This is a genomic window from Streptomyces sp. NPDC046308, assembly GCF_055588065.1.
Genome location: NZ_JBVJFB010000002.1, coordinates 58426 through 82537, shown reverse-complemented (window position 1 = coordinate 82537; position 24112 = coordinate 58426). Strand labels below are relative to the sequence as shown.

Below are 24112 nucleotides of genomic sequence, written 5' to 3'. Positions count from 1 at the left end.
GCCCTTCCGTCACATCGCGTCGCGCGGCGTCAGTTGTGGCCGAACTTCTTCTGCTTGCTCTTGTGCGCCATGTCCATCGGACTCGGCGACGGGTTCACCGACTCGCCCGGGCTGCCCATCGAGCCCTTCGAGGGGTCCTGCGAAGAGCGGGCCTGCTGCTGCTTCGACGGCTGCTTCTGATTCTTGTTCTTGGCCATGGTGGAACCTCCGTGAGGGTCTAGGGGCCAGGACCGCCTTCACACTCACACAGCGCCCGAAACCGCGCATTTTGGATCATTACTGCGCGTAGCCGGGTGCGGTTCCCGGCCCCTCCGTGAGATCCGCCACGCCGATGATCGAGTTCCGGCCTTCAACACCCTTGAGGTCGGGCAGACTCGGGGCACCCGCCGAAACACAGAGGACCCCCAGGGAAGAGGGTGGAACGCGTGGACCGCTGCGTCGTCCTGGTGGACGCCGGCTACCTGTTGGGCGCCGCCGCCAGCCTTCTCGCCGGGGAGCCCTCCCGCTCCCGGATCACCGTGGACCATGCCGCCCTCATCCAGGGCCTGCGCGAGCGGGCCGAGGCCGACACCGAGCAGCCCCTGCTGCGCATCTACTGGTTCGACGGCGCACCCGACCGGGTGCCCCAGCCCGAACACCGGCGGCTGCGCGTCATGCCCCGCGTCACCGTCCGCCTCGGCGCCCTGACCCGCAGCGACGGCCGCTGGGCCCAGAAGGGCGTCGACGCCGCCATGCACGCCGAGCTCACCGAGCTCGCCCGCAACCGCGCCTGCTCCGACGTGGTCCTGGTCACCGGCGACGGAGACCTGCTGCCCGGCCTGATGTCCGCCAAGGAACACGGGGTCGCCGTCCACCTGTGGGCCGTCCAGGCCGCCGACGGGGACTACAACCAGTCCGAGGACCTCGTCGCCGAGGCCGACGAACGCCGCGTCCTGGACCGGGCCTGGATCACCCGGGCCGTCCGCGCCAAGGACCTCACCGGCCTGTGCTCGCCGCCGCCCGCGCCGCGCCCCGACATCGCCGCCATCCTCTCGGCCCCGCTGCCCGAGGCCGCGCTCGCCGAGGCCGCCCGCAACGGCGCCGCCGCCGCCGCCGACGACGACGACCGCGAGGGGGCACCCGTACCGGCGCCGGCCGCCCCCGGGGGCAAGGCCGTGCCGACGCCCAAGGACCTCGCCGGAGCCCTCCGCGCCTCCGGCCCGCAGACCGGGGCCGCCGGGGCCGCCGCCGGACCGGCCCCCGCCAGCGCCCTGCGCTGGTCCTCCGACAAGGGCTGGATCGACCGGGCCGGACCACTCGGCGAGCCCGCCGAGACCGCCTCGCTGCCCACCCTCGCCCAGCTCACCAGCGCCGAGCAGCGCTGGGCGGACCGCGAGGAGGACATCACCACCGTCGGCGGCGACCCGTTCGAGGTGGGACAGGTGTTCGCCCGGCGCTGGATGGAACGGCTCCCCGAGACCGTCCACCTGCAGAAGCTGGCCACCATGTACCCGCGCATCCCGCACCGGATCGACGGCGAGCTGCTGCGCTACGCCGCCCGGTTCGGGCTGCTCGCGCACAAGGACGACCAGATCGACGAGCACGACCGCTACGCCATCCGCGCCGGGTTCTGGCGCGAGATCGACGTCCGCGCGGCCGCCGAGCACGTGGCCGCCGTACCGGCCGCCGCGCCCGGATCCGGCACCGGCGACGTCGGCGCCCCGCTGACCCCGGCGGCCGAGTAGGGGCGGGAACCCCGTAGGCTGCTCCCTCGTGAGTACGGGCACAGCACAAGCGGAAAACAGCACGGCGGCGGCCGCGGGAGCGGCTTCGGACGTGATCTGCGCGGTGCGTGACCTGGTCAAGACGTATCCCGCCGTACGCGGCCGGCGCGGGGCCCCCGCACTCCCCGAGACCCGCGCCAACGACGGCGTCTGCCTGGACGTGCGGCGCGGCGAGATCTTCGGTCTGCTCGGCCCCAACGGCGCCGGCAAGTCCACCCTGGTCCGTCAGCTCACCGGCCTGATGCGGCCCGACGCGGGCACCGTCACCCTGCTCGGCCACGACCTCGTACGCCACCCCGAGCGGGCCTCGCGCCTGCTCGCCTACCTGGGGCAGGAGTCCACTGCCCTGGACGAGCTCACGGTGGCGCTCGCCGCCGAGACCACCGGGCGGCTGCGCGGGCTCGGCGCACGGGAGGCGCGGGCCGCGCGCGACGCCGTACTGGAGGAGCTCGGGCTGACCGGGATCGCCGGACGGCCCCTGAAGAAACTTTCCGGCGGCCAACGCCGCCTCGCCTGCTTCGCCGCCGCGCTGGTGGGGGAGCGGCCCGTACTGGTCCTCGACGAGCCCACCACCGGCATGGACCCGGTGGCCCGGCGGGCGGTCTGGTCCGCCGTGGACCGGCGCCGCGCACAGCACGGCGCGACGGTCCTGCTCGTCACCCACAACGTCATCGAGGCCGAGACGGTCCTCGACCGGGTCGCCGTCATCGACCAGGGCCGGGTCATCGCCTGCGACACCCCGGCCGGGCTGAAGGCCGAGGTCTCGGGCGAGGTCCGGCTGGAGCTCGTGTGGCGGGAGACCGCTCCGCTGGACGTCCCCGAGGTCGCGGCGCTGCGCGAGCACGCCGCCGAGTCGGGACGGCGCTGGGTCCTGCGGCTCGCGCCGGACGAGGCCCGGGCGGCCGTCGCCTCGGTGACCCGCGGGCCGGCCTTCGCCGCCCTCGACGACTTCACGCTGGCCACGCCGAGCCTGGAGGACGTGTACCTCGCTCTCGGCGGGAAGACGAAAGGCCTGGTGAAGTCGTGAGCGACCGTACGGCGGGCACTGTCCTGCCGACCCCTGCCAAGGAGCTCCGCGCCGCGCCGCTGGCTCCGCGGGCGCGGTTCCTGCCCGCGCTGGCCGCCGTGTACCGGGCCCAGCTGTCACGGGCCCGGGTGGCGCGGATACCGCTGCTCTTCGTGGCCACCTTCCAGTCCGTCGGGATCATGATCCTGATGCGGGGCGTGGTGGACGGGGGCTCGGAGGCCCGGGCCGTCGTCGCGGGCTCGTCCGTGCTGGTCGTCGCCTTCGTCGCGCTGAACCTGCTCGCGCAGTACTTCGGGCAGCTGCGGGCGAGCGGCGGGCTCGACCACTACGCCACCCTGCCCGTGCCGCCCGCGTCGGTGGTGCTCGGCGCGGCCGCCGCGTACGCCTCCTTCACGCTGCCCGGGACGCTGGTCACCGCCGTCTTCGGGTGCGTGCTCTTCGGCCTGCCGATGAGCGGGCTGTGGATCCTGGCGGCCGTGGTGCCGCTGGCCGGGGCCGCCCTGGCCGGGCTGGGCGCGGCGCTGGGACTGCTGGCGCCGCGGCAGGAGCTGGCCACGCTCGCCGGGCAGCTCGGCATGTCGGCGGCGCTGCTGCTGGGGGTGCTGCCGCCCGAGCGGATGCCGGACGTGATCGTGTGGGCGCGGGACCTGCTGCCGTCGACGTACGGGGTGGAGGCGTTCGCGCGGACCTTCGCCCCCGAACCCGACTGGGCGGCCGTCGCCTTCGACCTCGGCGTGTGCGGGGCCGTCGGAGTCCTCTCGCTGGCCGTCGCCACCTGGGCGTACCGGCGGGCCGCGGTCCGCTGAAGCGGTCCGGCGACGCCGCCGCCGGGCGCACCTGGCACGATGTGGGGGTGACCGAAGCCGTGACCCCGCCGTCTCCTTTCGACCCGCCCTCGCTCCCGCCCGAGAAGCCGGGCGGGACCGCCCGGGCCGTCACCCCGGAGGACATCCGGGACGCGGCCGTCGTCGCCCTCGCCATCGGGGTGGCCGGCCTGCTCCTCGGCGCGCTGTGGGTGTGGCTGGCGCCGCGCGTGCAGTACGTCGCCAACGGGCAGTCCGTCTTCCTGGGCAACAGCGAGAGCGAGGCGCGGATCGCTTCCGACGGCACCTTCGTCCTGCTGTCGGTGGGACTGGGCGTGCTCAGCGCCGTCGCCGTGTTCCTGTGGCGCCGGGCCGGGGGCGTGCCGCTGGTGATCGGGCTCGCCGTCGGCTCCTGCTTCGCCGCGCTGGTGGGGTGGCGGTTCGGGCTGTGGCTGGGGCCGGGCTCCGACCTGGCGGCCGCCGCCGCCAAGGCGGGGCAGGGGGTGCCGTTCGACGCACCGCTGCAGTTGCTGGCGCACGGGGCGCTGTTGGCGTGGCCGATGGCCGCGGTCCTGCTCCACCTGGGCCTCACGGCGCTGTGGGCCCCACGCGAACCGGACCCTGCCCCGGACTACGGCTGGTCCGGCTACTACCAGTCCCCGCAGGCCGACGCCGAGCCCCCGCGCGGCTGAAGGATTCGGGGCTCCGCCCCGGACCCTTCCCCGGACCCCGTCCGGGGGTACCCCCACGCCTCAAACGCCGGTGGGGCCGGATTCGGCCCCGCGCCTCGGACGGTGGGGAGGCCGGAGCCCCTACGCTCGGGCCGTGGGACAGCCCGAGCAGCGCGCCGAAGGCGCAGGACCGTTCACCACCCGGCGCACCTGGTACCGGCCCGAAGGGGAAACGGTGGTGTGGGAGTCGCGGCTCGCGCGCCGGCGCGGGGTGCTCTCCGTCCGCGGTCCCGGGGAGAGCGCCGAGCGGACCACCACCGCCGATGCCGAGGCGCTCAGCCGCCTGCGCAGGCTCAACGCCCTCGCCTCGGGGGCGTTCGTCATCGGGGGAGCCCTCTTCGCCCTCGGCGCCGCCGTCTCCCAGTTCGGCTCGGGCGACACCCTCGAAAGCGCCGCGATCTACTTCGCGGGCGGCCTCTTCTTCAACACCGGGGGCTACACCTCCCTCCTCCAGGTGCTGAACGCGCCCCGCCACACCCCGGAAGGCGGCCGGCTGGTCACGGCCGACTGGAGGTGGTGGGGGTACGAGCCGACGCGCCTGGACTGGCTGAGCACGTTCGTGCTGTTCGTCGGGACGCTCGTGTTCGGCGTCAACCTGCTCGACTCGTTCCTGCAGGGGCTCAGCGTCCAGCAGGTCAACCGGCTGATCTGGACGCCCGACGTGATCGGCTGCGTGCTGTTCCTGGTCTCCGGGCATCTGGCGTTCGCCGAGATCTGCCACCGGCCCTGGCCCTGCCTGCGCTCGCGCAGCCTCGGCTGGTGGATCGTCGCCGTGAACCAGCTCGGGTCGGTGCTGTTCATGCTCGCGGCCCTGGCCGCCTTCACCCGGCCCGCCACCGCAGACCTGGTCAACGCCGGCCTCGCCAACTGGGGGACGCTGACCGGCGCCCTGTGCTTCTCGGCCGGCGGGGTGCTCCAGGCCTTCGAACGCCCTTAGGTCGTCAGGAACGGGCGATCGGGGCCAGGACCGCCGAGGTGAGGGTGGCCAGGTCCGACGGGGCGAGCTCGACCTCCAGGCCCCGGCGGCCGGCCGAGACGCAGATCGTGGCGTGCCCCGAAGCCGACGCGTCGAGCACCGTGCGCAGCCGCTTGCGCTGTCCCAGCGGCGAGATGCCGCCGCGCACGTAACCCGTGGTGCGCTCCGCCAGCACGGGATCGGCCATCGCCGCCCGCTTGCCGCCGACCGCCGTCGCCAGCGCCTTCAGGTCCAGGGACCCGGAGACCGGGACCACTGCCACCGTCAGGACCCCGTCCACATCGGCGACGAGGGTCTTGAACACCTGCGCGGGCGAGACACCGAGCGCCTCCGCCGCCTCCTCGCCGTACGAGGGGTGCGCCGGGTCGTGCTCGTACGCGTGGGTGGTGAACGGGACGCCCGCCGCCGTGAGGGCGACGACCGCCGGGGTGCCGGCCGGCTGCTTCGTCTTCTTGGCCATCGGTGATCCGTCAGTTCGGGCTGGTCGGGGCACGCGTCAGGTCCACCGCCGGCAGGGACGGGAGGTGGCGGATCACCGCCGTCTCCGCACGCAGCAGTTTCAGTTCCTCGGCCAGCCGGGTCGCCGTGTCCGGGGCCTGCAGCAGCCGCTGCTTCGCGGGGATGTCCAGCACCGCCGCCGCTGCCACCAGATAGGAGACCACGGACGGCTCGTCGGGGAGTTCCGCGCCCGTCAGGGACCGCTCGCGGGCCCCGGCCAGCCGCTTCTGGTAGTTGCGGAACGCCCGCAGCACCCCCTCGGCCAGGGCCCCCGCGCCGTCGCCCGAGTCCTCCGGGAGCTCTTCCAGTTCGGCCGTCAGAAAGGGGCCGGACGCGTCGACCGAGAGCAGGCGGACCCGCGTCGTGCCGGTCGCCAGGACCTCGAAGCTGCCGTCCTCACGCTCCCGGATCGTCGCCGCGTCCGCGATGCAGCCGACCCGGTGGAAGGCCTGGATCGGGTCGGAGCCGAAGCCCGCCGCGGGGCCGCGCTCGGGCAGGGCCGTCTGGTCCGGCAGGCCGGGCGCGGTCGGTGCGACCTCGCGGCCGTCGCGGATCGCCACGACCGCGAACCGGCGCGGTTCCTCCTCGCCGGTCTTCAGCAGCTCGCGCATCATGGCGCGATAACGCTCCTCGAAGATGTTCAGCGGGAGGACGAGTCCCGGGAACAGCACCGAGTTCAGCGGGAAGAGGGGCAGGCGAACGGTGGTCACGAGGCACAGGGTAATGGCCCGGGCACAGACCCCGTCACCCCCGCCTCAGCAGCCGGGACGCTCCCGCGGCCACCGTCGTGGCCAGGATCCAGCCCATGATGACGAGGCCCGCCGCCCCCCACTGCCAGCCGCCCTCCAGCTTCCACTGCCCCTGCTGGCCGAGGTCGATCACCGGGAGCAGCAGGTCCAGTGCGTACAGGGCGGCGCTCCACTGCGGATGCTCGTCCTCCTTGATGGCCGGCGGTTCGTGCCGGGAGAACATCAGCGCGCCCGCCGCCCACAGCACCGCCATCCACAGCGCGGCCCGGCCCGGACGGTACCCGTAGACCACCGTCCAGTCCTGGAGGTACCCCCACGCCTTCGGCCCCGGCGGCAGCGTCGCCCGGCGCCGCCGCTGCTTGGCCAGCAGCACCTCGCGGGCGTCCGCGTCCTCGCCGCTGGCGCGCAGGACGGCGGCCAGCCGCTCGTACGGCTCCGGGGAGTACTCGGGGGTGGCCGCCGCCACCCAGGCGAGGCGCCGGGCGAGCGGGAAGTGGCCGCGGGGTGCGAGGTTCTCGTAGACGAACCCCTCGATGGACACCCCGCCCGGGCCCGGCCAGCTCGTGGAGGTGTCGACGAGCTTCACCACCTTGGCCCCGGACACCACGACGCGCCCCTGCTCCGGCCGTTCGCCGACGAACCGGAACTCGGGGGTCTGGATCCGGCGCAGGGACATCTCCTGCTCGTCCGTGAGGGCGAACCGCGCGCCGTAGAAGTCGATGGCGTCCCCGAAGCGGCCGTCGTCCAGCCGCAGCCCGCCCCGGCACTCGAAGCGCTGCGCCCGCTGCCCGCGCGCCGGGGTCGGCCCCAGCCCGTACGGGGGAGTGGAGGAGCCGTCCCCGCCCTGCAGGTAGCCCAGCGCGATCGAGGTCAGGTAGAGCGTCCGCTCGACGGTCAACTGCGGGGCGTTCAGCGCGTACCGCCCGGACGGGTTGCACAGGCGGGCCCCGCGCAGGTTCATCGACACGCCGACCTTGGCGCCGCGCAGGCTCACCTCGCCGTACGTCTCCAGCAGCTCGCCCTGGAAGTCCTGCGCGACCGCCATCCCGTCGGCGGCGATCGCCCGGCCCTTGCTGTCGCGCTGCACCACGGCCTGGCTGACCAGCAGGTCGGTGCCGATCTGGGCGTCGGTCAGCCGGATCCCGCGCGCCACCCGGCAGCGCGGCAGGTGCAGGTCGCCCTCGGTGTGCAGGCGGGCCGCGTCCAGCCGCGGAATCGCGCAGTTGATCAGGCGCAGCGTGCCGAAGCGGGCCTCGGACAGCTGGATCTCGCTGTCGAAGCGGCAGGACTGGAGCTCCACGTACGGGGCCACGCTCCCACCGGACAGATCCAGCCGCCCGGAGATCCGCACGCCCCGCAGCTTGAGGGAGGCCACCCGGCCCGGCACCGGCGGCGGGCCGTGGAGCAGCAGCAGGGCCACCACCTGGGCGCGGACGGTGCGTCCCGGACCCCAGAAGCGGTCGGCGTGCGGATCGTCCTGGTCGGCGGCGCGGGCGCTGAGGTCGCAGACGCTGCCGGTGCGGAACGCCTCCCACATGCGGTGCTCGGAAGCGGTGAGATCCGCCGGTTCCTCGCCCGCGCGCGCCTCGGTCATGGCGGCCCCCCTCCGCTGACATGTACGTGTAGATCAAAGTTATCGGGGGCCTGTGACATCCGGGGCGTGTATCAGCCAGTGATACGGGCGAACGGTGGCGCGGGGCGGTCTGAGAGAATTGGGACGTGATCTCTCGTATCGACCTGCGCGGTGACGCCCTCCCCGAGGGTGGCGCCCTGCGCGATCTGCTGCCCCGTGCCGAGTTCGACGTGGAAGCCGCCCTGGAGAAGGTGCGGCCCATCTGCGAGGACGTCCATCATCGTGGCACGGCGGCGCTGATCGAGTACGCGCAGAAGTTCGACGGGGTCGAGCTCTCGCAGGTCCGGGTACCCGCGGAGGCCATCAAGACCGCCCTGGAGCAGCTGGACCCGGCCGTCCGCGCCGCCCTGGAGGAGTCGATCCGGCGTGCCCGGATCGTGCACCGGGGCCAGCGCCGCACCGAGCACACCACCCAGGTGGTCCCCGGCGGAACCGTGACCGAGAAGTGGGTTCCGGTGGAACGCGTCGGGCTGTACGCCCCGGGCGGCCGCTCGGTGTATCCCTCCTCCGTCGTCATGAACGTCGTACCGGCCCAGGAGGCGGGCGTCGAGTCGATCGCGCTCGCGTCCCCGCCGCAGAAGGAGTTCGGCGGCCTGCCGCACCCGACGATCCTCGCCGCGTGCGCGCTGCTCGGCGTCGACGAGGTGTACGCGGCCGGCGGCGCGGTCGCCGTCGCGATGTTCGCTTACGGCACCGAGGACTGCCTCCCGGTCAACATGGTGACCGGCCCCGGCAACATCTGGGTCGCCGCCGCCAAGCGCTACTTCACCGGGAGGATCGGCATCGACACCGAGGCCGGCCCCACCGAGATCGCGGTCCTCGCGGACTCCACGGCCGACCCCGTGCACGTCGCCGCCGACCTGATCAGCCAGGCCGAGCACGACCCGCTGGCCGCCGCCGTCCTCGTCACCGACTCCGCGGAGCTCGCGGACGCGGTCGAGCGGGAGCTGGAGCCGCAGGTCGCCGCGACCAAGCACGTCGAGGACCGGATCAAGCCCGCGCTCGCCGGCAAGCAGTCCGCGATCGTGCTGGTCGACAGCCTGGAGGACGGCCTCAAGGTCGTCGACGCCTACGGCGCCGAGCACCTCGAGATCCAGACCGCCGACGCCGCCGCGTGGGCCGCCCGCGTCCGCAACGCCGGCGCGATCTTCGTCGGCCCGTGGGCCCCGGTCTCGCTCGGCGACTACTGCGCCGGGTCGAACCACGTGCTGCCCACCGGCGGCTGCGCCTGCCACTCCTCCGGCCTGTCCGTGCAGTCCTTCCTGCGCGGCATCCACATCGTCGACTACACGCGGGACGCCCTCGCCGAGGTCACCCACCACGTGGTGACCCTCGCGGAGGCCGAGGACCTGCCGGCGCACGGCGCCGCCCTCAAGGCCCGCTTCGGATGGAAGGTGCCCGGCCAGTGACCCCGTACGACCAGGTCGGCATCGACGACCTCCCCATCCGGGACGAGCTGCGCGGCAAGACCCCGTACGGCGCCCCCCAGCTGGACGTGCCCGTCCAGCTGAACACCAACGAGAACCCGTACGAGCTCCCCGCCGAGCTCGTCGCCCGGATCGCCGAGCGGGTGGCCGAGGCCGCCCGCACCCTCAACCGCTACCCCGACCGGGACGCGGTCGAGCTGCGCACCCAGCTGGCCGCCTACCTCACCCGTACGGCCCGGCACCCGGTCGCGCGGGAGAACGTATGGGCCGCCAACGGCTCCAACGAGGTCATCCAGCAGCTGCTGCAGACCTTCGGCGGACCCGGCCGCACCGCCCTCGGCTTCGAGCCCTCGTACTCGATGCACGCCCTGATCTCCCGCGGCACCGGCACCGGGTGGATCTCCGGCCCGCGCAGCGAGGACTTCACCATCGACGTGGCGGCGGCGGAGCGGGCGATCGCCGAGCACGCACCCGACGTCGTCTTCATCACCTCGCCGAACAACCCCACGGGTACCGCGGTCGAGGCGGAGACCGTCCTCGCCCTCTACGAGGCCGCCCAGGCCGCCAAGCCCTCCCTCGTGATCGTGGACGAGGCGTACGTCGAGTTCAGCCACCGCGCCTCGCTGCTGCCCCTCATCGAAGGCCGCCCGAACATGGTGGTCTCCCGGACCATGTCCAAGGCCTTCGGCGCGGCCGGACTGCGCCTGGGCTACCTGGCCGCGCACCCCGCCGTCGTCGACGCCGTCCAGCTGGTGCGCCTGCCGTACCACCTGTCGGCCGTCACCCAGGCCACCGCACTGGCCGCCCTGGAGCACACCGACACCCTGCTGGGCTACGTCGAGCAGCTCAAGGCTGAACGGGACCGGCTGGTCGTCGAACTGCGGGCCGTCGGCTACGAGGTCACCGAGTCCGACGCGAACTTCATCCAGTTCGGGAAGTTCGACGACTCCCACACCGCATGGCAGAAGATCCTCGACCAGGGTGTCCTGGTCCGTGACAACGGAGTACCGGGGTGGCTGCGCGTCACCGCCGGCACCCCGGCAGAGAACGACGCGTTCCTGGAAGCGGTTCGCGCACTGAAGAAGGAGCAGCACGCATGAGCCGCATCGGACGGGTCGAACGGACCACCAAGGAGACCTCGGTCCTCGTCGAGATAAACCTCGACGGCACCGGCAAGGTCGACGTCTCGACCGGCGTGGGCTTCTACGACCACATGCTCGACCAGCTCGGCCGCCACGGCCTCTTCGACCTCACGGTCAAGACCGACGGCGACCTGCACATCGACAGCCACCACACCATCGAGGACACCGCCCTCGCGCTCGGCGCCGCCTTCAGGCAGGCCCTCGGCGACAAGGTCGGCATCTACCGCTTCGGCAACTGCACCGTGCCGCTCGACGAGTCCCTCGCCCAGGTGACCGTCGACCTGTCCGGCCGCCCCTACCTCGTGCACACCGAGCCCGAGAACATGGCGCCGATGATCGGCGAGTACGACACCACGATGACCCGGCACATCCTGGAGTCCTTCGTCGCCCAGGCCCAGATCGCCCTGCACGTCCACGTCCCGTACGGGCGCAACGCCCACCACATCGTGGAGTGCCAGTTCAAGGCCCTCGCCCGGGCCCTGCGCTACGCCGCCGAGTTCGACCCGCGCGCGGCCGGCATCCTGCCCTCCACGAAGGGCGCCCTCTAGCCGTGAACGGCCTCAACACCATCCTGATCGTCCTCGGCCTGTTCCTGGCCGGCGGCGTCTACTCCTTCCACAAGCAGAAGATGCCGATGTCGGTCATCGTCCTGCTCGCCATCGGCTCCGCGATGTGCCTCGCCGCCGGAGTCCTGCGGATCCAAGGAATCTGGGAATGAGCACAGCACGCCCCACCAAGAAGGTCGTCGTCTTCGACTACGGCTTCGGCAACGTCCGCTCCGCCGAGCGGGCCCTCGCCCGCGTCGGCGCCGACGTCGAGATCACCCGTGACTACGACAAGGCCATGGACGCCGACGGACTCCTCGTCCCCGGCGTCGGTGCCTTCTCCGCCTGCATGAAGGGCCTGCGCGAGGCCCGCGGCGACTGGATCATCGGCCGCCGGCTCTCCGGCGGCCGCCCCGTCATGGGCATCTGCGTCGGCATGCAGATCCTCTTCGAGCGCGGCATCGAGCACGGCGTGGAGACCGAGGGCCTGGACGAGTGGCCCGGCACGGTCGGCCCGCTCAAGGCCCCGATCGTCCCCCACATGGGCTGGAACACCGTAGAGGCCCCGGCCGACACCCAGGCCTTCGCCGGCCTGGACGCCGACGCCCGCTTCTACTTCGTGCACTCCTACGCGGCGCGCGAGTGGAGCCTTGAGACCACCAACCCGCTCATCCGCGCCCCCAAGGTCACCTGGGCCACCCACGGCGAACGCTTCGTCGCGGCGGTGGAGAACGGGGCCCTGTGGGCCACCCAGTTCCACCCCGAGAAGTCCGGCGACGCCGGCGCCCAGCTCCTCACCAACTGGATCGAGACCCTGTGATGACCGTGTCCTCAGCGAAGCTGGAACTCCTCCCCGCGGTCGACGTCCGCGACGGTCAGGCCGTCCGCCTCGTGCACGGGGTGTCCGGCAGCGAGACCTCCTACGGCTCCCCGCTGGAGGCCGCCCTCGCCTGGCAGCGCTCCGGCGCCGAATGGCTGCACCTGGTCGACCTCGACGCGGCCTTCGGCACCGGTGACAACCGCGCCCTGGTCGCCGAGATCACCGGCGCCATGGACATCAAGGTCGAGCTGTCCGGCGGCATCCGCGACGACGCCTCGCTGGCCGCGGCCCTCGCCACCGGCTGCACCCGCGTCAACCTCGGCACCGCCGCCCTGGAGACCCCCGAGTGGGCCGCCAAGGCCATCGCCGAACACGGCGACCGGATCGCCGTCGGCCTCGACGTGCGCGGCACCACCCTCAAGGGCCGCGGCTGGACCAGCGAGGGCGGCGACCTGTACGAGACCCTCGCGCGCCTGGACTCCGAGGGCTGCGCCCGGTACGTCGTCACCGACATCGGCAAGGACGGCACCCTCACCGGCCCCAACCTGGAGCTGCTGAAGAACGTCTGCGCCGCCACCGACCGGCCCGTCGTCGCCTCCGGCGGCGTCTCCTCCCTCGACGACCTGCGGGCCCTGGCCGAGCTGGTGCCGCTGGGCGTCGAGGGCGCGATCGTCGGCAAGGCCCTGTACGCCAAGGCCTTCACCCTGGAAGAAGCCCTGAAGGTGGTCTCCGCATGAGCTCCGCAGAAGTACGCCGCATCTCCTCCGGTGGCCCCTACGAGGACGTCATCGCGTACTCCCGCGCCGTGCAGCTGCCGAACGGGCTCGTGCTCGTCTCCGGCTGCACCGCGGCCGACGCGGGCGGCCCGTACGACCAGACCGTCGCGGCCTTCGGGGTCGCCTTCAAGGCCCTGGCCCAGGCCGGGCTCGGCCCCGAGGACGTCGTCCGCACCCGCATGTACCTGACGCACGCCCGCGACGTGGAGGAGGTGGGCCGCGCGCACAAGGAACTCTTCGACGCGGTCCGTCCGGCCGCGACCATGCTCATCGTCTCCGGCTTCGTCGACCCGTCGATGGTCGTCGAGGTGGAGGTCGAGGCGTACGGGGCGGTGGCCGGATGAGCCTCGCCGTACGGGTGATCCCCTGCCTGGACGTGGACAACGGCCGGGTCGTCAAGGGCGTCAACTTCCAGAACCTGCGCGACGCCGGTGACCCGGTGGAGATGGCCAAGCTGTACGACGCCGAAGGCGCCGACGAGCTGACCTTCCTCGACATCACCGCCTCCTCCGGCAACCGCGAGACCACGTACGACGTGGTGCGCAGGACCGCCGAGCAGGTCTTCATCCCGCTGACCGTCGGCGGCGGCGTCCGCACCGCGGACGACGTGGACAAGCTGCTGCGGGCCGGCGCGGACAAGGTCGGCGTCAACACCGCCGCCATCGCCCGCCCCGAACTGATCCAGGAGATCGCGGAGCGCTTCGGCCGTCAGGTCCTCGTGCTGTCCGTGGACGCGCGCCGCACCGAGACGGGCTCCTTCGAGGTCACCACGCACGGCGGCCGCCGGGGCACCGGCATCGACGCCGTCGAGTGGGCCCACCGGGCGGCCGAGCTGGGCGCCGGGGAGATCCTGCTGAACTCCATGGACGCCGACGGGACGAAGGACGGCTACGACACGGAGATGATCGCGGCCGTACGCAAGCACGTGACCGTGCCGGTGATCGCGTCGGGCGGCGCGGGGGCGCTCGCGCACTTCCCGCCGGCGATCGAGGCGGGTGCGGACGCCGTGCTGGCGGCGTCGGTGTTCCACTTCGGCGACCTGCGGATCGCCGAGGTCAAGGCCGCGCTGCGGGACGCGGGGCACCCGGTCCGCTGAGGCCTTTGGCCGGCCGGGGTGGGGGTGCCGCTGCGCGCAGCCCCCTCCCCGCCCCGCCCTTTCGCCGTTTCTCCCCCGGCTACCGCCGGGAGGTGCCCCAGGGCTCTGCCCAGACCCGCGCCGCACCCGCCGCCGGGGCTGGAAGCAATCCCGCCGGGTCAGATGCCCAGCTTCGCCACCGTCAGCTTGGCGACCGCCTCCTTCTCCCCGTCCAGGGAGACGTCGGCCGCGTCCTGCCGGCCGAAGCAGAACAGGGTCAGTTCGCCCGGCTCGCCCGTGACCGTCACCACCGGCGCACCCTTGTGCGCCACCGCCGTCTGGCCGTTCGGGCGGCGCAGGACCAGGCCCACCGGGGAGCGGCGGCCCGTCAGGCGGGCCATCTTCTCCAGGCGCGACCACAGCGAGTCCGAGAACACCGGGTCCAGTTCCCGCGGGGACCAGTCCGGCTGCGCCCGGCGGACGTCCTCCGCGTGGACGAAGAACTCCACCGCGTTCGCCGCCTCGTCGATCTGCTTCAGCGCGTACACCGACATCCGCGGCGGGCCGGTGCGGATCAGCTGGATCAGTTCCTCGTACGGCTTGGCGGCGTACTCCTCCATGGCCTTGTCCAGGCGGGCCTTCAGCACGTTCAGCAGGATCCCGCCCGCCGCGTCCGGCCGCCGCTCCCGGACGACGACGTGCGCGGCCAGCTCCCGGCAGGTCCAGCCGTCGCACAGCGTGGGGGCCTCCGGTCCGGCCGCCTCCAACAGGTCCGCCAGCAACAGGCGTTCACGCTTCGCATGGGTAGACATGCAGGCCAGCCTACGGCCGGAACCCGCCGAGCGCCCGCCCATCAGGCGGACGCGGATCATCACCCCCCTCCCGGCCCGGCACAATGGCCGTATGAGTACGTCCCCCCGCCCCGGCTCCCTCGATCCCGCCGTCGCCGCCCGGCTCAAGCGCTCCGCCGACGGACTGGTCCCGGCCATCGCCCAGCAGTACGACACCGGTGAGGTGCTCATGCTGGGCTGGATGGACGACGAGGCCCTGCACCGCACCCTGACCACCGGCCGCTGCACCTACTGGTCCCGCAGCCGCCAGGAGTACTGGGTGAAGGGGGACACCTCCGGCCACTTCCAGCACGTGAAGTCCGTCGCCCTCGACTGCGACGCCGACACCGTGCTCGTCAAGGTCGACCAGGTCGGAGCCGCCTGTCACACCGGGGCCCGCACCTGCTTCGACGACGATGTCCTCCTCCGCGCAGCCGACTAGGTAGGGTCCCCACGCAATGGATCTCGAGACGTTCCGCAAGCTCGCGGCCGACCGCCGCGTCATCCCCGTGAGCCGCAAGCTGCTGGCCGACGGGGACACCCCGGTGGGGCTCTACCGCAAGCTGGCCGCCGAACGCCCCGGCACCTTCCTGCTGGAGTCGGCCGAGAACGGCCGCTCCTGGTCCCGGTACTCCTTCATCGGCGTGCGCAGCGACGCGACCCTGACCGCCCGGGACGGCCGCGCGCACTGGATCGGCACCCCGCCCGTCGGCGTGCCCACCGACGGCGACCCGCTGGCCGCCCTGCGCGCCACCGTCGAGGCCCTGCACACTCCCCCTACGCCCGGCGGCGTGGGAGGTGCCCTGACGGGCGATCCGGCGGAGGGCATGCCGCCCTTCACCGGCGGCATGGTCGGCTACCTCGGCTACGACATCGTGCGCCGGCTGGAGCGGATCGGCGAGCACACGGCCGACGACCTCGAACTGCCCGAGCTGACCATGCTGCTCACCTCCGACCTGGCGGTCCTGGACCACTGGGACGGCACCGTCCAGCTCATCGCCAACGCGATCAACCACAACGACCTCGACACGGGCGTGGACGAGGCCCACGCGGACGCCGTGGCCCGGCTCGACGCGATGGAGGCCGACCTCGCCCGGCCCGCCCCGTACACCCCGGCCCCGCTGCCCGCCTCCGAGCTCCCCGAGTTCTCCGCCCTGTGGGGCGGCGAGAAGTACCAGGCGGCCGTCGAGGACATCAAGGAGCGGATCCGGGCCGGCGAGGCCTTCCAGGTGGTGCCCTCGCAGCGGTTCGAGACCGAGTGCCGGGCCTCCGCGCTGGACGTCTACCGCGTGCTCCGGGCCACCAACCCGTCGCCGTACATGTACCTCTTCCGCTTCGAGAACGGCTTCGACGTCGTCGGCTCCAGCCCCGAGGCGCTCGTCAAGGTCGAGGACGGGCGGGCCATGGTCCACCCCATCGCCGGCACCCGCCACCGGGGCGCGACCCCGCAGGAGGACCACGAGCTCGCCGAGGAACTGCTGGCCGACCCCAAGGAGCGCGCCGAGCACCTGATGCTCGTCGACCTGGGCCGCAACGACCTCGGCCGGGTCTGCGAGCCCGGCTCCGTCGAGGTCGTCGACTTCATGAGCGTCGAGCGGTACTCGCACGTCATGCACATCGTCTCGACGGTCACGGGCCGCGTCGCCGAGGGCAGGAGCGCCTTCGACGTGCTCACCGCCTGCTTCCCGGCCGGCACCCTCTCCGGCGCGCCCAAGCCCCGCGCCATGCAGATCATCGAGGAGCTGGAGCCCTCCCGCCGCGGTCTCTACGGCGGCTGCGTGGGCTACCTGGACTTCGCCGGGGGCTCCGACACGGCCATCGCGATCCGCACCGCGCTGCTGCGCGACGGCACGGCGTACGTGCAGGCCGGCGCCGGTGTCGTCGCCGACTCGGTGCCCGAGCTGGAGGACCGGGAGTGCCGCAACAAGGCGGCCGCGGTGCTGCGCGCGGTGGCAGCGGCGAACCGCCTCCACGGCTCCTGAGGGCGTAGGGGATAGTGGGGTACGTGAGTGCCGTACCCCCGCCCCGAAACGATGCCGCGTCCGAGCCGTCCGAGCCCGAGGCTCCCGACGGCCGCGGCGCCCGCCGCAGCGTGGCCGCCGCGCTGCTGCTGGGCGCCCTCGGCGCCACCGTCGTCCTGCTCGCCTCCGGCCGGACCTGGGCCCGGGGCACCACCGCCATCGGCGGTGACTCGCTCCAGCTGGCCGCCGACGGCCGGGCCGTCACCGGGCTCCCGGCCGCCCTGGCCATCGTGGGCCTGGCCGCGCTGGTCGCCGTCTTCGCCGTGCGCGGCAGGAGCCGTCTGCTGGTGTCGGGCCTGCTGGCCCTCAGCGGCCTGGGCGCGGCGCTGTCCGCGCTCCTCGGCTCGGACGGCCGGCGCGCCCTGGACGCGGAGGCCGCCCGTACGACCGCGGACAGCGCCGCGCACGCGGCCGCGCTGACCCAGACGACGTGGCCCTACGTCACGGCCGCGGGCGCCGTCCTGATCCTGGCCGCCGGACTGCTGGCGCTGCGCTTCGGCCGGGGCTGGCCCTCGATGGGAGGCCGCTACGAGCGTGACGGCAGCCCCCGGACGCGGACTGTCGCGGCGGTGGATCCGGACCGGCCGGAAGATCTGTGGAAGGCTCTGGACCGGGGCGAGGACCCGACCACCGACCCGCGCGCCTGACCGGCCCGCCGACCCGACCCCCACTGGACGGCCGGGCCCCACGGTGCGGGACAATGAGCACCGAGCGTTCGAGACAGACCGCACGTTCGACACAGCAGCGCGACAGAGCAACGAGGAGCAACTCATGGCGGGCACTAGCCACGGACACACCCCGGCCGCCTGGACCGGTGTCATCATCGCCTTCATCGGTTTCTGCATCTCCGGCGCCTTCATGGTGATCGCGAACCCGCTCGGCTTCTGGGCCGGTCTCGTCGTCGTCGCGCTCGGCGGTGTCGTGGGCATGGCGATGAAGGCCGCGGGCATGGGTGCGCCGAAGGCCGCCCACAAGGACCTCGCCGAGGTCATCGCCGCCGGCAAGGTCCCCGCCAAGGTCTGAGCGCGACCGAACGGGATGCGCGACGAGACGCAGCTCAGCCGAAAGGCGCGGCCCCGCCGGGCTGCGCCTTTTGTCATGACCGGAGAGAATCAGCGGGTGGACGCCTCTCGCACCCCCGATGTCACGCCGCCGGGCACACCCCCGGCGCACCAGGTGCCCCCGGCCCCTCCCGTGCCCCCGCGGTCCCGGGCCCGCAGGCTCGCCGTCCCGGCTTCCTACCTGGCCGGCGCCGTCGCCGCCTTCGCGTACGTGGGCACCGTCGACCCCAACGAGCCGGGCCACTACCCGGTCTGCCCGCTGTTCCGGCTGACCGGAGTCCTGTGCCCGGGCTGCGGCGGCCTGCGCAGCGCGCACGCGTTCGCCCACGGCGATCTGGTCACGGCCCTCGGCGCGAACGCCCTCGCCGTCGCCGGCTACTTCGTCTTCGCCGGGTTCATGGCCCTGTGGCTGGTCCGCGCCTTCCGCGGCGGCCCCGTCCCCAGGATCGTGATGCGGGCGCCGTACTGGTGGGGGCTCGGTGCGCTGGCCCTGGTCTTCGTCGTCGCCCGAAATCTTTCTTTCGGCTCGATGCTGGCCCCCTGAGCTCCCCCGGCCCTGTGAGCAGGCCATATGAACGCCGGGTTCCGGATGTCCAGGTACTGGGACGCCGTCAACCACGTGCGGAGGGCCAGGCCTGCTGCGGATACCATTTGAATTGCCGACCTTGCAGTTGTACGTGTCTGCAAGGCGGCCGACCGTCATCGACCCGGAAGGGGGCCGCTCGCGTGAGTGTGCTCGACGAGATCATCGAAGGGGTCCGCGAAGACCTTGCCGAACGGCAGGCCCGCGTGAGCCTCGACGAGCTCAAGGAGCGTGCCGCCAAGGCGCCCCAGGCCAAGGACGGCGTCGCTGCCCTGCGCGGCGACAGCGTCAAGGTGATCTGCGAGGTCAAGCGCTCCAGCCCCTCCAAGGGCGCGCTGGCCGCGATCGCGGATCCGGCCGGGCTCGCCGCCGACTACGAGGCGGGCGGTGCGGCGGTCATCTCCGTCCTCACCGAGCAGCGTCGTTTCGGCGGCTCGCTGGCCGACCTGGAGGCCGTCCGCGCCCGCGTGGACATCCCGATCCTGCGCAAGGACTTCATCGTCACGGCGTACCAGCTGTGGGAGGCCCGTGCCTACGGAGCCGACCTCGCGCTGCTGATCGTCGCGGCCCTGGAACAGGAGGCCCTCGTCTCCCTCATCGAGCGGGCCGAGTCCATCGGTCTCACCCCGCTCGTCGAGGTCCACGACGAGGAGGAAGTGGAGCGCGCGGTCGCCGCCGGCGCCAAGATCATCGGCGTCAACGCCCGCAACCTCAAGGACCTCAAGGTCGACCGCTCCACCTTCGAGCGCGTCGTCGGAGAGATCCCGGCCCACATCGTCAAGGTCGCCGAATCCGGCATCCGCGGGCCGCACGACCTGATCGCCTACGCCAACGAGGGCGCCGACGCCGTCCTCGTCGGGGAGTCCCTGGTGACCGGCCGCGACCCGAAGGCGGCCGTGGCCGACCTCGTCGCCGCCGGCGCCCACCCCGCCCTGCGCCACGGGCGGAGCTGACCCGTCCCCATGACCCGCGTCCCGCCCTCCGTCCGTACGCAGTCCGCGCCGCCGGCAGTCCGCCGCGGCCCGGTCGGCGTACCGACGGCGCACGCGCCCCTGGCGCGCGGCTGCCGCCCCCGCGGCTGCCGCGCCCCGGCCCGTCGCGTGCACGGGCGGCGGGTCCGGTACGTGATCGGCTCCGAGCCCGGTCAGGTCAACGGCATGCGATGGCGCCGCGGAGGCGCGCTGTAACGAGGGCCGCCGCGGCCCGGTACGCGAGACGTACCGCGCCGCGCGCAGGTCCCGTACGGCCTGCCGTCCGAGCCGCCGGCTCCGGACGCGGGCCGTTCCGCGACCGTACGCGCGACATCCCCCAGCGGGGTGTGCGCGGTACTTGCGGGCGGCGCCATACGGTGAATCCACCCGCCGCATCTCGCACCCGTAGGAGCACTGGCACATGTCCAGCGAGTTCTTCATTCCGGACCCGGAGGGTCACGTTCCCAACGCCGAGGGTTACTTCGGCGACTTCGGCGGCAAGTTCATCCCGGAGGCGCTCGTCGCCGCCGTGGACGAGGTCGCCGTCGAGTACGAGAAGGCCAAGGGCGACCCGGCCTTCGCGGCCGAGCTCAACGACCTGATGGTCCACTACACCGGCCGCCCCAGCGCCCTCACCGAGGTGCCCCGCTTCGCCGAGCACGCCGGCGGCGCGCGGATCTTCCTCAAGCGCGAGGACCTGAACCACACCGGCTCGCACAAGATCAACAACGTGCTGGGCCAGGCGCTGCTCACCAAGCGCATGGGCAAGACCCGCGTCATCGCCGAGACCGGCGCCGGCCAGCACGGCGTGGCCACGGCCACCGCCTGCGCGCTCTTCGGCCTCGAGTGCGTGATCTACATGGGCGAGATCGACACCCGGCGCCAGGCGCTGAACGTCGCCCGCATGCGCATGCTGGGCGCCGAGGTCATCGCCGTGAAGTCCGGCTCCCGGACGCTGAAGGACGCCATCAACGAGGCGTTCCGCGACTGGGTCGCCAACGTGGACCGGACCCACTACCTCTTCGGTACGGTCGCCGGCCCGCACCCCTTCCCGGCCATGGTCCGCGACTTCCACCGGGTCATCGGCGTCGAGGCCCGCCGGCAGATCCTGGAGCGCGCCGGCCGGCTGCCCGACGCCGTCGCGGCCTGCGTCGGCGGCGGCTCGAACGCCATCGGCCTCTTCCACGCCTTCATCCCGGACACGGGCGTCCGCCTGGTCGGCTTCGAGCCCGCCGGGCACGGCGTCGAGACCGGCGAGCACGCGGCCACGCTGACCGCCGGCGAGCCCGGGATCCTGCACGGCTCCCGCTCGTACGTCCTCCAGGACGACGAGGGCCAGATCACCGAGCCGTACTCCATCTCGGCCGGCCTGGACTACCCGGGCATCGGCCCCGAGCACTCCTACCTCAAGGACTCCGGCCGCGGCGAGTACCGCGCGGTCACCGACGACGCCGCGATGCAGGCCCTGCGGCTGCTGTCGCGCACCGAGGGGATCATCCCGGCGATCGAGTCCGCGCACGCCCTCGCCGGGGCCCTGGACCTCGGCAAGGAGCTGGGCAAGGACGGTCTGATCGTGGTCAACCTCTCCGGCCGCGGCGACAAGGACATGGACACGGCCGCCCGCTACTTCGACCTGTACGACACCGACGGTGAAGTCGCCGACAACGAGTTCTCCGAGGGGGACGACAAGTGAGCTCCACGCACGGACGCGGCAACATCGAGCTGCTGAGCGCCACCCTCGCCAAGGCGAAGTCCGAGGACCGCGCCGCCCTCGTCGCCTACCTCCCCGCGGGCTTCCCGACCGTCGACGGCGGCATCGAGGCGGTCAAGGCCGTCATCGCCGGGGGCGCGGACGTCGTCGAGATCGGCCTGCCCCACAGTGACCCGGTCCTCGACGGGCCGGTCATCCAGACCGCCGACGACATCGCCCTGCGCGGCGGAGTCAGGATCGCCGACGTGTTCCGTACGGTCCGCGAGGCCCACGAGGCCACCGGGGCCCCGGTCCTCGTGATGACGTACTGGAACCCCATCGACCGCTACGGCGTCGAGCGGTTCACGGCCGAGCTCGCGGCGGCGGGCGGCGCCGGCTGCATCCTGCCGGACCTGCCGGTGCAGGAGTCCGCGCTGTGGCGCGAGCACGCCGAGAAGCACGCTCTGGCGACCGTCTTCGTCGTCGCCCCCAGCAGCAAGGACGAGCGGCTGGCCACCATCACGGCGGCCGGCTCCGGCTTCGTCTACGCCGCCTCGCTGATGGGCGTCACCGGCACCCGCGAGTCCGTCGGCAACCAGGCCGCGGACCTGGTGCGCCGCACCCGTGCCACCAGCGACCTCCCGGTCTGCGTCGGCCTCGGCGTCTCCAACGCCGCCCAGGCCAAGGAGGTCGCCGGCTTCGCCGACGGGGTGATCGTCGGCTCGGCCTTCGTGAAGCTCCTGCTGGACGCGCCGGACCTGCCGGCCGGACTGGACGCCGTACGGGCGCTCGCGGGCGAGCTCGCGCAGGGGGTCCGCAGGGGCTGAGACAAACCGGACACCCGATCGGGTTCTGTAGTCCGATCGGGTGGAATGGTGGGCGGGGAGGCACGCGAGTGCCTCCCTGCTTCGTTTGGCGGAGCGTGAGCGAGAAGAGCGACGGTGCGAACCGCGATGCGACGAAACGATCGGCCCGGGAGCGACTCCAGGAGGAGCGCCAGCGGCAGAAGACCCGGGACAAGCGCCGGCGGACCCTCATCGTGGCGTCGGCGGTGGTCGGCGTCCTCGGCCTGGCGACCGTCGTCGGCGTGATCGCGGCCAACACCGGCAAGAGCGGCGGCTCCAAGGCGGGCCCGGTGGTCGCCCCCTCCGGCGCCACCGGCAAGGACGCCCTCGCCATCCAGACGGGCAAGCCCGAGGCGAGGTCCACCCTCACCGTGTGGGAGGACTTCCGCTGCCCCGCCTGCAAGTCCTTCGAGGACAACTACCGCGACACGATCCACGAGCTGGAGGCCAAGGGCCTGCTCAAGGTCGACTACCACCTGGTCACGCTCATCGACGGGAACATGGGCGGCAGCGGTTCGCTGAAGGGGGCGAACGCCGCGGCCTGCGCGCAGGACGCGGGCAAGTTCACCGAGTACCACGACGTCCTCTTCCAGAACCAGCCGCAGGAAGTCGACGACGCCTACGGCAAGAACGCCAGGCTGCTGGAACTGGCGGGCAAGGTCAACGGGCTGGACACCCCCGAGTTCCGCTCCTGCGTCGAGAAGGGCACCCACAACAGCTGGGTGGGCAAGTCGCACGAGGCGTTCACCGCCGGGAAGTTCCGGGGCACGCCCACCGTGCTGCTGGACGGCAAGAACATCTTCGCCGACGAGGCCCATCCGGTGACCCCGCAGAAGCTGAAGGAGCAGGTGGAGGCCGCGGCCAAGGGCTCCGGCGGAACCGGCGCGGAAACCGGGGCCGGGAAGGCCTCGCCGTCGACCGGATCCGGGACGAAGTCCGGGGCGAAGGCCTCGCCGTCGGCCACGAGGACGGCGGGCGGCGGTTCCGCGAACCGCTCGTCGACCAGTTCCTCCACCAGCTCCTCGAACGGCTCCGCGGGGGACTGACGGAGCACCGGTTACCGGCTGGTCCATGTCTGGATTTGGTTTCGTCTTGCCGGGCGGGTTGCCGTCCGCACCGCCCGGCAGGGTAGCGTCATGTCTGCCATGGACATTGCTTACATCCCCAGTCCGTCGACCGGCGTGATCCATCTCGGACCGATCCCGCTCCGCGGCTACGCGTTCTGCATCATCATCGGCGTCTTCGTCGCCGTCTGGCTCGGCAACCGTCGCTGGATCGCGCGCGGCGGCAAGCCGGGCACGGTCGCGGACATCGCCGTGTGGGCGGTGCCCTTCGGCCTCGTCGGCGGTCGCCTTTACCACGTGATCACCGACTACCAGCTGTACTTCGGCGAAGGCCGCAACTGGGTCGACGCCTTCAAGATCTGGGAGGGCGGCCTCGGTATCTGGGGCGCGATCGCGCTGGGCGCGGTGGGCGCCTGGATCGGCTGCCGGCTGCGCGGGATCCCCCTGCCGGCCTGGGCGGACGCCCTGGCCCCCGGCATCGCGCTGGCCCAGGCCTGCGGCCGCTGGGGCAACTGGTTCAACCAGGAGCTGTACGGCCGGGCCACCGACCTGCCGTGGGCGGTGGAGATCACCGCGGGCCCGAACCGGGACGCGGGCACCTACCACCCGACCTTCCTGTACGAGTCGCTGTGGTGCGTCGGCGTCGCGCTGCTGGTCATCTGGGCCGACCGCCGCTTCACGCTCGGCCACGGACGGGCCTTCGCCCTGTACGTCGCCGCGTACTGCGTGGGCCGCGGCTGGATCGAGTACATGCGGGTCGACGAGGCGCACCACATCCTGGGCGTGCGGCTGAACGTCTGGACCTCGATCGTCGTCTTCGTCCTGGCCGTGGTCTACCTGGTGCTGTCGGCGAAGCTGCGGCCGGGCCGGGAAACGGTGGTCGAACCGGACGCCCCGGGCGCCGAGGGCGAGGACGCGCAAGCCCCCGCCGAGGCCACCGACGAGGCCAAGGCCCCGTCCCTGACCAAGGCCGAAGCCAAGGCCGGGACGAAGGACACCGAGGCCAAGGCGGAGGCGAAGGCGGAGGCCAAGGCCCCGGAGCCGGGCAAGCTCTGACCGAACCGGCCGCACCCTCCAGCCCC

At 72.9% G+C, this 24112-nt stretch carries 28 protein-coding genes and 1 pseudogene; 24 read left to right on the top strand and 5 right to left on the bottom strand.

Annotated elements, in window-relative coordinates:
• Positions 1-29: 29 nt before the first annotated feature.
• The gene (locus ACZ6JT_RS07845) at positions 30-197 is read right to left on the bottom strand and encodes a hypothetical protein (protein WP_469208407.1); all 168 of its coding nucleotides are present in this window, start codon (positions 195-197) and stop codon (positions 30-32) included.
• Positions 198-416: 219 nt separating this feature from the next.
• Between ACZ6JT_RS07845 and ACZ6JT_RS07840 the strand changes: the two genes are divergently transcribed.
• From ACZ6JT_RS07840 to ACZ6JT_RS07820, 5 genes are all read left to right on the top strand, one after another.
• Positions 417-1724 (top strand): NYN domain-containing protein, encoded by a 1308-nt coding sequence (locus ACZ6JT_RS07840; RefSeq protein WP_469208405.1) that lies wholly within the window; start codon positions 417-419, stop codon positions 1722-1724.
• A 28-nt stretch (positions 1725-1752) separates the two neighbouring features.
• Entirely contained in the window at positions 1753-2790 is a 1038-nt protein-coding gene (locus ACZ6JT_RS07835; protein WP_469208403.1) for an ABC transporter ATP-binding protein, read from the top strand.
• Positions 2787-3596 carry an ABC transporter permease gene (locus ACZ6JT_RS07830; protein WP_469208401.1) on the top strand — a complete coding sequence of 270 codons (810 nt, stop codon included), beginning with the start codon at positions 2787-2789 and terminating at the stop codon, positions 3594-3596. Before ACZ6JT_RS07835 ends, ACZ6JT_RS07830 begins: the two co-directional genes overlap by 4 nt.
• A gap of 47 nt (positions 3597-3643) precedes the next feature.
• Positions 3644-4285: a hypothetical protein gene (locus ACZ6JT_RS07825; RefSeq protein ID WP_469208399.1), complete on the top strand. Its 642-nt coding sequence runs from the start codon at positions 3644-3646 to the stop codon at positions 4283-4285.
• Positions 4286-4418: 133 nt separating this feature from the next.
• Positions 4419-5261, top strand: coding sequence for a hypothetical protein (locus tag ACZ6JT_RS07820; protein WP_469208397.1), 843 nt, complete (start codon positions 4419-4421; stop codon positions 5259-5261).
• 4 nt (positions 5262-5265) lie between these two features.
• Here the strand turns inward: ACZ6JT_RS07820 and ybaK are convergent, their stop codons facing one another.
• Genes ybaK through ACZ6JT_RS07805 form a run of 3 tightly spaced genes read right to left on the bottom strand, consistent with a single transcriptional unit; the run spans position 5266 to position 8141 of the window.
• Positions 5266-5760 carry a Cys-tRNA(Pro) deacylase gene (gene ybaK / locus ACZ6JT_RS07815; protein WP_469208395.1) on the bottom strand — a complete coding sequence of 165 codons (495 nt, stop codon included), beginning with the start codon at positions 5758-5760 and terminating at the stop codon, positions 5266-5268.
• A 10-nt stretch (positions 5761-5770) separates the two neighbouring features.
• The gene (locus ACZ6JT_RS07810) at positions 5771-6508 is read right to left on the bottom strand and encodes an LON peptidase substrate-binding domain-containing protein (RefSeq protein ID WP_030707286.1); all 738 of its coding nucleotides are present in this window, start codon (positions 6506-6508) and stop codon (positions 5771-5773) included.
• A gap of 34 nt (positions 6509-6542) precedes the next feature.
• Positions 6543-8141 carry an oxidoreductase gene (locus tag ACZ6JT_RS07805; protein WP_469208393.1) on the bottom strand — a complete coding sequence of 533 codons (1599 nt, stop codon included), beginning with the start codon at positions 8139-8141 and terminating at the stop codon, positions 6543-6545.
• A 125-nt stretch (positions 8142-8266) separates the two neighbouring features.
• Between ACZ6JT_RS07805 and hisD the strand changes: the two genes are divergently transcribed.
• Genes hisD through hisF form a run of 8 tightly spaced genes read left to right on the top strand, consistent with a single transcriptional unit; the run spans position 8267 to position 13986 of the window.
• Complete coding sequence (hisD, locus tag ACZ6JT_RS07800; RefSeq protein ID WP_469208390.1) at positions 8267-9589, top strand: histidinol dehydrogenase; 1323 nt, start codon at positions 8267-8269, stop codon at positions 9587-9589.
• Positions 9586-10707 (top strand): histidinol-phosphate transaminase, encoded by a 1122-nt coding sequence (locus tag ACZ6JT_RS07795; protein WP_469208388.1) that lies wholly within the window; start codon positions 9586-9588, stop codon positions 10705-10707. The genes hisD and ACZ6JT_RS07795 overlap by 4 nt, the downstream gene beginning before the upstream one ends.
• Positions 10704-11297, top strand: coding sequence for an imidazoleglycerol-phosphate dehydratase HisB (gene hisB, locus ACZ6JT_RS07790; protein ID WP_469208387.1), 594 nt, complete (start codon positions 10704-10706; stop codon positions 11295-11297). Before ACZ6JT_RS07795 ends, hisB begins: the two co-directional genes overlap by 4 nt.
• A 2-nt stretch (positions 11298-11299) precedes the next feature.
• Positions 11300-11467, top strand: a complete 168-nt coding sequence (locus ACZ6JT_RS07785) for a hypothetical protein (protein WP_030707277.1) — start codon at positions 11300-11302, stop codon at positions 11465-11467.
• Positions 11464-12114, top strand: coding sequence for an imidazole glycerol phosphate synthase subunit HisH (gene hisH, locus ACZ6JT_RS07780; protein ID WP_365482060.1), 651 nt, complete (start codon positions 11464-11466; stop codon positions 12112-12114). Before ACZ6JT_RS07785 ends, hisH begins: the two co-directional genes overlap by 4 nt.
• Entirely contained in the window at positions 12114-12851 is a 738-nt protein-coding gene (gene priA / locus ACZ6JT_RS07775) for a bifunctional 1-(5-phosphoribosyl)-5-((5-phosphoribosylamino)methylideneamino)imidazole-4-carboxamide isomerase/phosphoribosylanthranilate isomerase PriA (RefSeq protein WP_469208384.1), read from the top strand. Before hisH ends, priA begins: the two co-directional genes overlap by 1 nt.
• The gene (locus ACZ6JT_RS07770; RefSeq protein WP_469208382.1) at positions 12848-13234 is read left to right on the top strand and encodes a RidA family protein; all 387 of its coding nucleotides are present in this window, start codon (positions 12848-12850) and stop codon (positions 13232-13234) included. The genes priA and ACZ6JT_RS07770 overlap by 4 nt, the downstream gene beginning before the upstream one ends.
• A complete protein-coding gene (gene hisF, locus ACZ6JT_RS07765; protein ID WP_469208380.1) occupies positions 13231-13986 on the top strand; it encodes an imidazole glycerol phosphate synthase subunit HisF in 756 nt (251 codons plus the stop codon). Before ACZ6JT_RS07770 ends, hisF begins: the two co-directional genes overlap by 4 nt.
• 158 nt (positions 13987-14144) lie before the next feature.
• Here the strand turns inward: hisF and ACZ6JT_RS07760 are convergent, their stop codons facing one another.
• Positions 14145-14777 carry a TIGR03085 family metal-binding protein gene (locus ACZ6JT_RS07760; RefSeq protein WP_376618720.1) on the bottom strand — a complete coding sequence of 211 codons (633 nt, stop codon included), beginning with the start codon at positions 14775-14777 and terminating at the stop codon, positions 14145-14147.
• Positions 14778-14868: 91 nt separating this feature from the next.
• Here ACZ6JT_RS07760 and hisI point away from each other — a divergent pair, with 91 nt between their 5' ends.
• The 11 genes and pseudogenes from hisI (at position 14869) to lgt (ending at position 24086) form a co-directional block, all read left to right on the top strand.
• Positions 14869-15237, top strand: a complete 369-nt coding sequence (gene hisI / locus ACZ6JT_RS07755; RefSeq protein WP_469208377.1) for a phosphoribosyl-AMP cyclohydrolase — start codon at positions 14869-14871, stop codon at positions 15235-15237.
• Between the two features lie 16 nt (positions 15238-15253).
• Positions 15254-16777, top strand: a complete 1524-nt coding sequence (locus tag ACZ6JT_RS07750) for an anthranilate synthase component I (RefSeq protein WP_469208375.1) — start codon at positions 15254-15256, stop codon at positions 16775-16777.
• 14 nt (positions 16778-16791) lie between these two features.
• A complete protein-coding gene (locus ACZ6JT_RS07745; protein WP_376618716.1) occupies positions 16792-17463 on the top strand; it encodes a TIGR02234 family membrane protein in 672 nt (223 codons plus the stop codon).
• Positions 17464-17587: 124 nt separating this feature from the next.
• On the top strand, positions 17588-17839 hold the full coding sequence (locus tag ACZ6JT_RS07740; protein ID WP_469208373.1) for an HGxxPAAW family protein: 252 nt from the start codon (positions 17588-17590) through the stop codon (positions 17837-17839).
• Positions 17840-17914: 75 nt separating this feature from the next.
• Positions 17915-18421, top strand: coding sequence for a DUF2752 domain-containing protein (locus ACZ6JT_RS07735; protein ID WP_469208370.1), 507 nt, complete (start codon positions 17915-17917; stop codon positions 18419-18421).
• Between the two features lie 182 nt (positions 18422-18603).
• Complete coding sequence (trpC, locus tag ACZ6JT_RS07730) at positions 18604-19413, top strand: indole-3-glycerol phosphate synthase TrpC (protein ID WP_214932893.1); 810 nt, start codon at positions 18604-18606, stop codon at positions 19411-19413.
• 9 nt (positions 19414-19422) lie between these two features.
• Positions 19423-19647, top strand: a complete 225-nt coding sequence (gene trpM, locus ACZ6JT_RS07725) for a tryptophan biosynthesis modulator TrpM (RefSeq protein WP_469208368.1) — start codon at positions 19423-19425, stop codon at positions 19645-19647.
• Positions 19648-19852: 205 nt separating this feature from the next.
• A complete protein-coding gene (gene trpB, locus ACZ6JT_RS07720) occupies positions 19853-21124 on the top strand; it encodes a tryptophan synthase subunit beta (RefSeq protein ID WP_469208366.1) in 1272 nt (423 codons plus the stop codon).
• The gene (gene trpA / locus ACZ6JT_RS07715; protein WP_469208364.1) at positions 21121-21948 is read left to right on the top strand and encodes a tryptophan synthase subunit alpha; all 828 of its coding nucleotides are present in this window, start codon (positions 21121-21123) and stop codon (positions 21946-21948) included. Before trpB ends, trpA begins: the two co-directional genes overlap by 4 nt.
• A 95-nt stretch (positions 21949-22043) precedes the next feature.
• Positions 22044-22835 (top strand): annotated as a pseudogene (locus tag ACZ6JT_RS07710) (DsbA family protein); the annotation flags it as partial.
• A gap of 276 nt (positions 22836-23111) precedes the next feature.
• Positions 23112-24086, top strand: a complete 975-nt coding sequence (gene lgt, locus ACZ6JT_RS07705; RefSeq protein WP_469208362.1) for a prolipoprotein diacylglyceryl transferase — start codon at positions 23112-23114, stop codon at positions 24084-24086.
• Positions 24087-24112 lie beyond the last annotated feature (26 nt).